We start from the raw sequence: 13,156 nt of genomic DNA on the forward strand, positions 1-13,156 counted from the left end.
CCGCTTTTTTCAATAAAGTCGCTTAGTATTTCGTTGTTTCTTTTAATTTGTACCCATTCGACAGTTCAAGCCAAATCGTTTTTCCTTTTTTCGTTTTCACCTGGATATACGGACGACCTTGGGAAACACGTAATTCGAGTAGCTCACCTTGTTGATCGGCATGTGTTTCGCTCGCTTTGTCCCATTTCCCGGCTAGTTTACGTTCGATGAAGATATGCTTTCCTTTTTGGACAGCACGCCATTTTCCGATTTCTGCTTTTCCGTTGACCGCAACGGCACTTTCCATCCCTTGAATCGAGATGATGGCTGGATCGTGGTCACTCGCGCTGCCGTCCGCTTCCATATAATCCGAGTTGATGTTGACGATATCAGACGATGTATACGGCTTCAGGTTTTTTGAAATCAAGACATGGTCGAGCACCTGAGCGTTTCCGTTATAAACATAAGAGTAACGCTCCGATTTCGGGAGATCATCGACCGTATTCCAAAGGTTGTCCCCTTTTAAGATATCAAGTGTTTTCGAGAACTGGAAGTCATTCAAGTCACCGAGTACGACGACGTTTGAATCCTTAACTTCTGTTTCCAGTTCATTGACGAAGTTTTGGACGATGCCAGCGATTGCGTGACGCTGTACTTCACTCTTACGAACGACCGGCTGGTTTTTACCAAAGTCCGCTCCATCGCCGCCTTTAGAGTTAAAGTGGTTAACGATGACGTGATACGATTCGCCTTTAAAGATGAATTCGCCGACGAGTGGTTTCCGTGAGCTGTCAAAGTTTGGATCGTTCGGTTGAATCCGACCCGGGTTGTTCGTCAGCTTACCGTTTTCAACGGCAACAGCTTCTGTCGCTGTTCCTTTTTCACCTGGTGCAAGTGAAACACGAGCCGGGTTGTATAAGAAACCGACACGGATATTTCCGCCCGGTTGTCCGCCGTCTTTTTTATCTTCCGGTGCGATATCCGTATACGCATAACGGACACCTGTTTTCGCTTCGATTGCTGTAATCAATGTCTCAAATGATTTCGATGCATCGACTGTGCCGCTGTCCGTCGCCCCATCGTTATCCTGCATCTCTGTCAAACCGACGATATCCGGTGTTTTCAGGAATGTCGCGATTCCTTCCGAGACACGGTCGACTTTTCCGGCATCCGCCGTTGAAGCAAAGTTTTCCACGTTATACGAAGCAACCGTCAAACGCGAATCGCCCGTTTCAATGTTCGTCGGTTGACGATCGACTTCACTCGTAATCAGCTTCGGCAGATCCGCTGCTTTCGCGAATACTTTATACGCCGAATAGTTATAGCTCATGACCCCTTCGATTGTTCCTTCGAAACGGTCCCCTGATTTCGCACGGTACGAGCTGCTGCCCATTTCAACGAACAGTCGCTCCGGATTGGCATTATCTTCTGTCAGGATTGGTGTACCGCGTTTCGTATAGATTTTATCTGCTGTTTGCGTACGAACTGGAATCGTCCGGTTGGCCTGTGGTCCCGTAACGATGGCATTCGGAAGTGCGACACGCATCCCCTCCACACTTTCGTATAGATCGATCGCATCTTCAGCCGGATCAAATTCAGCAAATGAATCGTTGTCGATGACTTTCGTCGGAATCAAGACACCGTTTTCCCCGAGAACGATACTTGCCGGCAATCCTGAGTTCAATGCGCCCTTCACAAGATTGACGGTACTGATTTCCGTCACCGCGAGATCCGTATCAAACTTGTCGCTGTATCCGCCAAGCAACCATTCCTTGACGTATCCTGTCGTTGCAACGGTCTGTCCGACGGCTGCGCCGTGGTTCTTCGCATACACTAAAATTCCTTCAGACGTTTTACTGTTGTTATCCGGATTTGGATCCTGCATGTAGAAGTTATTCGCATCGACGACATAGGTGACGACACCCGTCGTCCGGACAAGTTGATCCGCGTATGGTGATGTATGCGCGATTCCTTGAATGCTGCTGATTTTCGTGATTGGAGGTGCGATGTAGTATTTGAATGTCGAAACAGCAGACGTTTTTCCATCTTTGACGGCCACTGCCTGAATCGTCATTTCTTCATTAATTGTAATCGGACCGGAGTAGACCGGACTTTCAGCAGTCGGTGTTGATCCGTCGACGGTATAGTGGATCGTACCTTCTCCGTTTAACGTCACTTGATCGCCGCGATCGACTTCTCCGACCGGTGACGCCGTCGGTGCGACTAAAATGTCTCCGGCTTCAGCAGCGTGCGTCCCGAGATTCGTTAACGTGTCGACCGGGAAGCTTGTCCATTGTGATGGTTCGTATGTTTTCGAACCGGCTGTTACGTTTGAGTTCCGAACGAGTGTCGTATCTTTCGCGAAATCAGCACTTGAGCCGACCGGACCGATAATATCGAGGACGACATCGCCTTTTTTCAAGGCAACAGGATCATTTCCGTTAAAGTTTAGTGAACCTGTTGTTTGCTGTGCTTTTCCCTTGATATCTGCATTCGCACTTGAATTGGCAATGACAAATGTTTTTCCCGGCTCAAGCGTTCCCGACAGTGTAATTTTTGACTCCGTCGGTCCACCATTCGTATATTGAACAAGCGTGTAATCTGAAAGATTGATGATTTGACCCGAACCATTATAAATTTCAATCGCTTTGTTGTTGCTTGACCCCTCTATGTACTCGGACAAGATGACGCCTTCGCCTTCTGCCCCGACCGTAATGCCTGCTTGTGGAAGAATTCCTGCTGTTAATGCTCCGACCAATGCCCACTTCCCAAACGTACTGACGTTCTTCATGATGTTGACCCCCTATGAATTTTCTGACACTTCTTTATATTATCAGATTAATTCATGAATAGTGTATGTTTTATGTAAAAAAAGATGTTAATATTCGCAAAAGAATAACTTGTTAACGCTTACAAAAATTAATCATTCGTCTTTCAGGATGGAATGCTCAGCTTCCGTAGTCATATTTATGAAAAAACGGCATAAAAAAAACGCCTTTTCAGCGTGTCTGTTTTTTAGGTGTCATGAGAATCGAGGATACAGGTGATCAAAACACCTGAAACGACGAAAGCCCTACCTCTCTTTCGTTGTTACGGCTCCTTGGCCGCGCCAGCTGAATCAAGCGTTTTAGCAAGAATCAAGTTACGCGTTGGGTTGCGTATTTACTGGGATTTTTAGAATTTCGCTCGGAAATGAGCTGAAAAGTATCGAATGGAAGGTTTATCTTGCTGGGTCAACTTCTTCTCGTTCAACAGAAGAAGGACAAAATAAAAGCGATGACTTATGTCTGACTCATTTGTCAGTAAGGTCTAAAAATCCTGACCTGATTATTAAATTGTGTATTTTTGTGATGGATTCTCACATGAGTGATCATCCCCGATTCATGACAAAATTTAATATACCACGTTTTATTTTATAAAGTCAATCTTTTTTAAGAAACTTCTATTTTGGATACGGGTCCTTTTGTTGATTCATCTCCCGAACACCGGTATCGTTAAGGTTATCAAAAGACGACTGACTATTATTATAGAAGAAACGAGGTTTTAGAGATGGCGACAAATCGACTGATCAATGAAAAAAGTCCTTATTTACTCCAACACGCCACCAATCCGGTTGATTGGTATCCATGGGGGGAAGAAGCGTTTGCCGCTGCCCGTGCGGCGAACAAACCGATTTTCCTGTCAATCGGCTATTCGACCTGTCATTGGTGCCATGTTTTGGCACACGAAAGCTTCGAAGACGAAGAAACGGCCCGGATGCTGAATGACCGGTTCATCTCGATCAAAGTTGACCGGGAAGAACGACCAGATATCGATCAGATTTATATGACGGCGGCCCAACTGATGAACGGACAGGGCGGTTGGCCGCTCAGCGTCTTCATGTCCCCGGATCAGACGCCGTTTTTCATCGGTACCTATTTTCCGAAGACACCGCAGTTCAACCGCCCGAGCTTCCGACAAGTTCTTTTGCAACTCAGTGAACACTACCGAACTGATCCGGGCAAAATCAAACGGGTCGGACAGGAAATCATTCAGGCGTTAACGGCGGTCACGACCTTCGACTCAGAGGATCCCTTGGATGAGGCATTGGTCCACGAGACATTTGATCAGGCGATGCGTCAGTTTGATATGGAGAACGGCGGGTTTGGCACAGCCCCCAAGTTCCCATCGCCCTCGTTGCTGACTTTCCTGCTCGATTATTACCGGTTTGCAGAAGATGAGACCGCCTTGCAGATGGTCATGCGGACCTTAACCGCGATGCGGGATGGCGGAATCACCGATCACGTTGGATTTGGCCTTTACCGGTATACGGTCGATGAACGCTGGGAAATCCCGCATTTTGAAAAAATGTTGTATGACAATGCCTTATTTGCGACGTTATGTATCGAAACGTATCAAGTATCGGGCAGAGAACGGTTTAAACAATATGCGGAAGAAATTTTTGCGTACATCGAACGCGATTTGTCCTCTCCGGACGGTGCGTTTTATTCGGCGGAAGATGCGGACAGCGAAGGTCGCGAAGGTCTTTTTTATACGTTCACATTCGATGAACTGACGGATTTACTCGGACAAGACGCCGTTTTCCCACTTCTCTATCAAGCCACGCCTCAAGGAAACTTCGAAGGGCGGATTGTTTTTCGGCGGACCGGTCAATCGATTCAGCAACTCTCGGCTGATCGAAATACCGCTGTCCAAGATATCCTGATCCAACTCGAGCAGGAGCGCCGGACCTTGTTGCTCTTCCGTAGTCAAAGGACCTGTCCGTTCCGTGACGATAAGGTCTTGACGTCTTGGAACGCCTTGATGATTTCTGCCTATGCGAAAGCAGGACGTGTTTTTAACGATGAGCGGTATACAGAGCGTGCCCGACAGGCTTTGACGTTCCTTGAGACCCATTTGATGGACGACGACCGGTTACACGTCCGGTACCGTCAAGGTCATATTCAAGGAAACGGTTATCTCGATGACTACAGTTTCTTGACGGAAGCTTATCTCGAGCTGCATCAAACGACACAGCACATCCCCTATCTCAAACAGGCAATCCGGCTGACAGAGCGGATGATCGGGGACTTCTCTGACGAAGACGGCAGCTTTTTCTTTACTTCATTTGAGGACGACACGTTACTCATGCGGCCGAAAGATGTTTATGACGGCGTCAAACCGGCCGGTAACAGCACGGCTGTCTCGAATCTGCTTCGTTTATCCCAGCTGACAGGCCGGACCGACTACCGGTATCAGGCCCAGCGGAACTTCTCGACGCTTGCTTCCGAAATTAAATCTCAACCGACCGGTTTCGCCAGTCTGCTGAGTGTCTACACGCGGACATTGATGGAACCAAAGGAATTAATCGTGTTAACGGAATCTTACACGGACGTCACCTCGTTTCTGACGCAGCTCCATCAGCGCCGCCTGCCTGAACTTTCACTGCTCGTCGGTTCAAAAACGGACTTGCTCGAAATCGCTCCATTCCTTGCCACGTATGATGCTCCGACTCAACAGGCGACAGCCTATCTTTGTCATGATTTTCAATGCGACCGACCGACGACTAATCTGTCGGAACTTTTTCAAAAAATCATGATATGACTTAATTCCCTTCTGTTTCCTAAAACAGAAGGGTTTTCCAAAAAACTAAACCCCTTTTTTCAAAAAAATTCTAAATATACTGTAGATAAATGTTTTATTGTCGATAGTAAGTATAGGCAAATTAATTTCACATCTTAGAATTGACATCCTAGAGCCCGAAACGTCTTCGGACGAATTCTAACTAGGAGGATACGATCTTTGAACACGACACTATTCACGAAACCCTTGAAGATGCTGGTCAGCTTTATTCTGGTCCTCGGCATATTTGTTTCTTACAGCCCTTCACTCGAAGCTGCGACGACCAAAGCAACGACCTACCGTCTGTCTGCCGATACTTCTCTGTATGACAAGACGACATCTTCACGGAAACGCTTGTTGACGATCAAGACCGGAACTATCGTTTCATCCACGTATGAGTCGTCTTCTGGCTTTTTCAGAAGAGTAGCATACGGCGGAAAAACGGGATATGTCGCGTCAAAATATCTAACAGCATTTGATCAGAAAGAAACGATTAAAGGACAACGGTTCCTCGTTTCGAAAAAGACGACCCTTCATACGTCGGCGTCGGCAACAGCTCCTGTCATCGCTACTTTAAATGAACAGGATGCGTACTACAGTTCACAAAAAATCACGAATTCGTTCGGCGAAATCTGGTACCGTATCAAGTTTGACGGCAAGACGGTTTATGCCCGTGCCTTGAACACGACACCAATCTCCTATACGAAAATGTCGAAAACTGTTTTAAAGACGACAGACGGTTACATACTCCGTCAATATGCCGGTACAGCCTATCCGCGGCAGATTGTCGTTCCAACAGGGACTTCCCTGCAAACAACCGGACGAATCGGTGACTGGTACAACGTCACTTATGCAGGTAAGTCAGGTTATATGCACAAAGGTGCGTTCGCCGGCTCTTCTAAACAAGAAGTGACGACGATTCCGGAAACCGCGTTCCAAACGAAATCTGCTCTTGTCCTATACGATACGACGGACGGAACAAAACGTCCGCTCGTCACGCTTCCAAAAGGAGCAATCGTTAAATCGACTGCAGTTTCGGGTCTCTACCATCGTGTCACGTATGACGGGAAAACAGGTTACGTTTTGACTGCTGCTTTGAAAGAGTACACGGCGAAGGTCAAGTTAGCCTCGTCACGCTTCCTTTTGTCGAACTCCGTTGAAATCAAAGCCGCACCAGTTGCATCCGCTGCGACACTTGCCAGCCTGCAAACGGGCAACGTCTACTATACGACGCAACTCGTGACAAATCCGCTTGGTGAGCAGTGGCATAAAGTCTCAAAGGATGGCAAAACCGGTTATGTCAAAGTCAATCAAGGAAAAACGATCAAGTACTATACGGTCCATGATCTTTCTCTAAAGACGACGACAGCAACGGCATTACACTCGTACGCCGGACCTTCTTACGGTGTCATCAAAACGATTCCAGGCGGCACTATCATCAAAATCCAGGGACAAATCGGCAACTGGTATAAAGTCTCGTACGATGGAAAATCAGGTTACGCGTCAGGTACAACGTTTACAGACTACGTGACGACACAACCGATTCCAGAAACAGCTATCAAGCTTCAAACAGATGTCGTGATGAAAGCCGCACCGAAAGCAACTGCTGCCACAGTCACGACATTCAAGACGAATGATATCTATCAAACGAATCAACTCGTCACGAATGGTTCGTCTAAATGGCATCGTGTCATAAAAGACGGTCAGACAGGATACATCCCGGTCGATCAAGGGACACCTGTCGATTACAGTTCAGAGAACATGGCAATGAAAGCGACAGAAACGACTGTACTGCGTACATATGCAGGAAATTCATATGCGGCTGTCGCAACCATCGCGACAGGTACGAACGTTCAGGTCATCGGAAAAATTCAAGATTGGTATAAAGTATCGGCTAACGGGAAAACCGGTTATGTTGTTGCGGATACGATGACTGAATTGATTACAAAAAAAACACTGCCGGCTTCACGATTCGTCTTATCGAAGTCAGTCGACGTAAAGAAATCGCACCACTCGACAGCCGATACGTTGACGACACTCTCGGTAAATGACGTCTACTACACGACACAACTCGTCACGAACGGCCGGTCGGAACAGTGGCACCGGATGACAATCGACGGAAAAACCGGTTACGTTCGCGTCAACCAGGGAACATCGATCGACTATCAGGCATTACCGGCTACAAAATATAAAACATCAGCTTCAACACCGCTCCGGTCATATGCCGGACCATCGTACGCTTCGGTCACGACCATTCCGAACGGAACAGTCGTCACGGTGACAGGAAAAATCGGCAACTGGGTGAAAATCACCTATGCCGGTAAAAGCGGTTATGCAGCTGCTTCCACTTTGACGGAGTTCTCGGACACAACGACGATTGCAGAAGTCCGCTTCTTACTCGATGCTCCGGTCGCTGTCAAAAGTGATGCAAAAGATACGGCAACAACAATCGCCAACTTAAACAAAGGCAATGTCTACTCGACGAAAACCCTTGTCACGACATCCGTATACGGACAGTGGCATCAAGTCACTGTCAACGGAAAAACAGGTTACATCAAACTCGGTCAACCGACTTCACCGATCGCTTATGAGCCGATTGAAAAATCATTCGTCCGGGCAACCGGTACGACTTCGCTCCGGTCTTACGTCGGGGATGCCTATCAGCTCGTCGCTTCCATTCCGGTGAACACGATTTTACCGGTCACCGGTAAAATCGGCAGCTGGTACGAAGTTTCTTATGAAGGGAAGACGCTTTATGCGTACAACGGAACCATGGTCATGACATCAGCCAAGCTGAACGTCTATAATTCGGTCGCCACTCCGTATACGTTTGACAGCTTCATCAGTGCCCAAATGAAACTGAATCCGCCACCGCAAACTGATTTATATGCTTCGAAACTGATGTATGTCAGTTCGGATTACGTTCGCCTCGGCGGTGCACTTGATCCTGTCAACGGAACGATTGCCACTGTCACGGCAACGACACCGCTGAACATACGCTCCGGTGCGACGACTGCCAGTCACGTCTATGGTCAGTTCAAACCGAACGTGATGATTAAGGTCTACCAAAACGTCAGCGGATTCTATACGACCTATCCGCGTGTCTATACATCGACTACACGCTATTCAACGATTTATTGGTTGAACGCTCTTGAAGCCGATGTCCGGAATGCGGCCGACCCGTTAAAAGTCGACCGTCAATCCTCTGCCTATTACCAGTTCCTTGATCTATCCAAATCAACAGGTGCTTCAGCCGCGACGCTGAACAATATCCTCGCGACAAAAGGAATCTTCGGTAAATGTACGACAGGCAGCTGCGGCCAAGCTTTCATCGATGCCGGTGCGAAGTATTCGGTTAACGAAGCGTACCTCATCTCACATGCTTTACTTGAGACAGGGAACGGGACGTCGAAACTTGCGACAGGCGTCACTTGGAACGGACGCACGGTCTACAACATGTACGGAATCGGCGCGTATGACTACGATGCCATCAATACAGGTGCTGCATATGCGTACAGCAAAGGATGGTTCACACCGGAAGCCGCCATCGTCGGTGGTGCTGAATTCATCAGTACGACATACATCCACAATGCTTACGATCAAAACACACTCTACAAAATGCGTTGGAGTCCGATGCGTCCCGGTGTTCACCAGTACGCGACGGATATGGGCTGGGCGGTCAAACAAACAACCCAAATCTACAAGCTGTATGAACAGATGGACAGCTATACGGCCGTCTTTGATATTCCAGTCTTTACGCGTTAAGAACTACAAAAAAATCCAGACACTGAATCAATCGATTCGTGGTCTGGATTTTTTTGTGTGCTTTGACCGCCACCATCTGACGGAAGACGTCCCCTGCATTTACGCGGAAGAGACACCCTGTCAGACTTGATCATCAGCGACGATTTGCAAATCAATGCCCCGGTTTTGGCGCATGATTTGATTGACGATCGAACCGCGCCGGATTTCCTGCCACCGGGTCCGTGCGGATTGACCGAGCACGATTTGTGTAATGCGGTGATGTTTTGCGGCCGCCGTGATGGTCTCCGCAATCGAACGTTCTCCTTGAATCCGAATTAAAACTTCTGCGTCAAACAGGGCACCACTTTCCCGTAACATCGCCAGTACTTCTTTTTGAAATGCCGGCAACTGGTTTTCCGGTTTGGGTAGAATCGTCAAGATATAGAGATCCGCTTTCATCCGGCTCGCCATCCGAAATCCACGATAGATTAACTTTCGTGCATTTTCGTTCAACTGGACACAGACCAAAATTCGTTCCTGTAATAATGTCGGATCTTTTTCAATCAGCAGACGGGCTTGATACACTTGATCGTCGACTTCATCTGCGACTTGCCGGAGCGATAACTCCCGTAAGCTCGCTAAGTTTTGTAAGGAGAAAAAAGAATTCAAGCTTTGTTCAATCTTCTCTTTTTTATAAATTTTCCCGTGTTCCAACCGCTCGCGCAATGTTTGCGGCGTCACGTCCACGAGTAGAATCTCATCCGCCTCCCCGAGAAAGGGATCCGGAATCCGCTCCCGGACTTCGACCCCTGTCATTTCTTTCACCTTAAACAGCAGGCTTTCGAAATGCTGGATGTTGACAGCCGAATAGACATTGATTCCCGCTTCAAGCAGGACAGAGACATCCTGGTACCGTTTTTTTCGAACCGAACCCGGCGCATTCGTATGTGCCAGTTCGTCAATCAACACAATATCCGGCTTGCGGGAAATGATCGCTTCGACGTTCACCTCAAGAAACACTTTCTCTTTATAATGGACGTCGAGTAACGGCACCTGCTCGAGCCGTCCAATCATCTCTGCCGTATCGCGTCGGCCGTGCGTCTCAATCAAGCCGATGACGACGTCCTTCCCTTCCCCGACTAACGCATGTGCATCCGCGAGCATTTTATACGTCTTCCCGACACCTGGAGCCGAGCCGATGTACAGCTTCAGCTTTCCGCGTGTCATGATGGACTCCGATCAAGCTTCAGATTCAACATCAGAACGTTCACATATTGATTGTTCCCTGCTTCCTGATCAACTAATCGTCGAACGGCATCAGGCGAGAGGTTTCGTTCCGTTGCAATCCGTTTCACCTGGGCCCGTGCATAATCGAGCGAGATATGCGGATCGAAGCCAGAACCGGATGTCACGCGGGCATCGTCCGGAAGCGAAGCGCCGTCCACCTGATTCTGTTTTTTGTATTCCGCCATCTGCTTGCCAAGCTCCGGGTTTGACGCGGCCAGGTTATCCCCGGCAGAAGCTCCCGCTAATTGATCCACCGCTGACGGACGTCCGTGAAAATACTGTTTCGACGTGAACGGTTGAGCGATCAATTCCGATCCGATGAATTTTCCGTTTTCCTGCAGCAAAGAACCGGCTGCTTTGTCCGGGACGAGTAACTGACCGAATAAGGTCAGCAAAGCGGGAAAGACAATCCCGCACAACGCGGTGACGAAAACCGTCACACGAATGGCCTGTTTCATGATTCTGTTCTCCTTATAGGATGCTTGCGAGCAAGACATCAATGATTTTAATGCCGATGAACGGGACGATGACGCCGCCGAGACCATAGATGAGTAAATTCCGACCAAGTAGCTGATCCGCTGTCATCGGTTTATACGATACACCTTTCATCGCGAGCGGAATCAGCATTGGGATGATAATCGCGTTAAAGATCAAGGCCGAGAGAATCGCGGTCGTCGGCGAATCGAGTCGCATGATGTTGAGCAGTTCCATTTGGGGAATCGCGACCATGAAGATTGCCGGAATAATCGCAAAGTATTTCGCGACATCATTGGCAATCGAAAACGTCGTCAACGCGCCGCGTGTCATCAGCAACTGTTTCCCGATTTCGACGACTTCGATAATTTTCGTCGGATTGGAATCGAGATCAATCATGTTGGCTGCTTCTTTTGCCGCCTGCGTTCCACTGTTCATTGCAAGACCGACATCGGCCTGGGCAAGCGCCGGTGCATCGTTTGTTCCGTCCCCTGTCATCGCAACCAGGTGTCCGGCGTCCTGCTCACGTTTGATGACACGGATTTTATCTTCCGGTGTACATTCGGCGACGAAGTCATCGACTCCGGCTTCCCGGGCGATCGTCGCTGCCGTCAATGGATTGTCACCGGTACACATGACGGTTTTAATACCCATCTCCCGCAGGCGGTCAAAACGTTCCCGCATGCCGGGTTTGACCGTATCTTTCAAGTAAATGACACCTAAGATCGTCGAATCAATCGCAACGACGAGCGGAGTGCCGCCGAGCCGTGAAATCTGTTCCACTGTTTCCTGCAGATTACCGGGAATCTTTCCTCCCTGGTCCGCGACCCACTGTTGAATCGCTTGTCCGGCTCCTTTTCGGACTCGGCGGCCGTCGGCTAAATCAAGACCCGACATCCGTGTTTCCGCCCGAAACGGAATGATTTCCGCTCCGTCCAACTGTTTTTGTTCAATCGGCATGTTTCGCAGTTCAGCCAGTTCCAGAACCGAACGGCCTTCCGGTGTCTCATCCGCGAGTGACGAGAGTGTCGCACCGGCAAAGACGGCTTCCGTCGTCGTAGCACCGACCGGCAGAATGTCGGACGCCATCCGGTTCCCGAACGTAATCGTACCCGTCTTATCAAGAATGATCGTTTGGATGTCTCCCGCTGCTTCGACCGCTTTCCCGCTCATCGCAATGACATTAAAGCGGGTCACGCGGTCCATCCCGGCAATCCCGATCGCGGATAACAATCCGCCGATCGTCGTCGGAATCAGACAGACCAGCAAGGCAATCAGAATCGGACCGGACAAATCAAAGCCTAAATAATTCGTAAAGACAGGCAGCGTCATGACGACGAGTAAAAAGATCAGCGTCAAGCTCGTCAGTAACGTCGAAAGTGCCAACTCATTTGGTGTTTTTTGCCGGCTTGCTCCTTCGACGAGCGCAATCATCTGGTCGAGGAACGATTCGCCCGGGTTACTCGTAATCCGGACTTCAATTTCGTCACTGACGACTAACGTGCCGCCGATGACAGATGAGAAGTCACCCCCGGCTTCCTTGATGACCGGTGCTGATTCTCCGGTGATCGCCGACTCATCGATCGAAGCGAGACCTTTAATGATTTCGCCGTCCCCCGGTACATATTCACCGGTTCGGACGAAAACGATGTCACCCTTCCGCAGTGTCGCCGAGGAGACAGTCTCGATCATCTGCCCGACCCGTTTGCGCGCTATGACATCCGCTTTTGAGGCTTTTAAAGAATCTGCCTGGGCTTTCCCGCGTCCTTCGGCGATTGATTCGGCGAAATTCGCGAACAGAACGGTCAGGAACAGGATGATGCTGACGGCTAAGTTAAAACCACGCATCTCGTCGATGAAAATCGTATAACCGATTGCCAGCAGACAACCGATCCAGACGACGAACATGATCGGTTGTTTGACCATATGCGCCGGATTTAATTTTTTAAAGGCATCCAGTGTCGCTTGTTTTGCAATTGACGGATTAACGGCTGATGTTGACGCTTTTTCCGGAACGTTCGGTTCCTGCCCAGTAGGTTGATCTTTGATTGGTTCCATCATCTTTCATTAT

The 13,156-nt window shown here is 48.8% G+C and carries 6 protein-coding genes; 2 read left to right on the forward strand and 4 right to left on the reverse strand.

The window, feature by feature from the left end; genetic code table 11:
- Positions 1-22 precede the first annotated feature (22 nt).
- Positions 23-2,770 (reverse strand): chitobiase/beta-hexosaminidase C-terminal domain-containing protein, encoded by a 2,748-nt coding sequence (locus tag ABIC15_RS04050; protein ID WP_354019780.1) that lies wholly within the window; start codon positions 2,768-2,770, stop codon positions 23-25.
- A 758-nt stretch (positions 2,771-3,528) separates the two neighbouring features.
- Here ABIC15_RS04050 and ABIC15_RS04055 point away from each other — a divergent pair.
- Both ABIC15_RS04055 and ABIC15_RS04060 read left to right on the forward strand, forming a co-directional pair.
- Positions 3,529-5,562, forward strand: a complete 2,034-nt coding sequence (locus ABIC15_RS04055; protein ID WP_354019781.1) for a thioredoxin domain-containing protein — start codon at positions 3,529-3,531, stop codon at positions 5,560-5,562.
- A gap of 198 nt (positions 5,563-5,760) precedes the next feature.
- A complete protein-coding gene (locus tag ABIC15_RS04060) occupies positions 5,761-9,345 on the forward strand; it encodes an SH3 domain-containing protein (RefSeq protein ID WP_354019782.1) in 3,585 nt (1,194 codons plus the stop codon).
- Between the two features lie 120 nt (positions 9,346-9,465).
- Here the strand turns inward: ABIC15_RS04060 and ABIC15_RS04065 are convergent, their stop codons facing one another.
- From ABIC15_RS04065 to kdpB, 3 genes are read right to left on the reverse strand one after another with little or no spacing between them, the layout of a single operon-like run.
- Positions 9,466-10,551 (reverse strand): universal stress protein, encoded by a 1,086-nt coding sequence (locus ABIC15_RS04065; protein ID WP_188004719.1) that lies wholly within the window; start codon positions 10,549-10,551, stop codon positions 9,466-9,468.
- A complete protein-coding gene (locus tag ABIC15_RS04070) occupies positions 10,548-11,069 on the reverse strand; it encodes a potassium-transporting ATPase subunit C (RefSeq protein ID WP_354019783.1) in 522 nt (173 codons plus the stop codon). The genes ABIC15_RS04065 and ABIC15_RS04070 overlap by 4 nt, the downstream gene beginning before the upstream one ends.
- 13 nt (positions 11,070-11,082) lie before the next feature.
- On the reverse strand, positions 11,083-13,146 hold the full coding sequence (kdpB, locus tag ABIC15_RS04075) for a potassium-transporting ATPase subunit KdpB (RefSeq protein ID WP_354019784.1): 2,064 nt from the start codon (positions 13,144-13,146) through the stop codon (positions 11,083-11,085).
- Between the last annotated feature and the right edge of the window lie 10 nt (positions 13,147-13,156).

Origin of the sequence: Exiguobacterium sp. PvP048, from assembly GCF_040549175.1 — a bacterium.
In the GTDB taxonomy this organism is placed as follows: Bacteria; Bacillota; Bacilli; order Exiguobacteriales; family Exiguobacteriaceae; genus Exiguobacterium_A; species Exiguobacterium_A artemiae.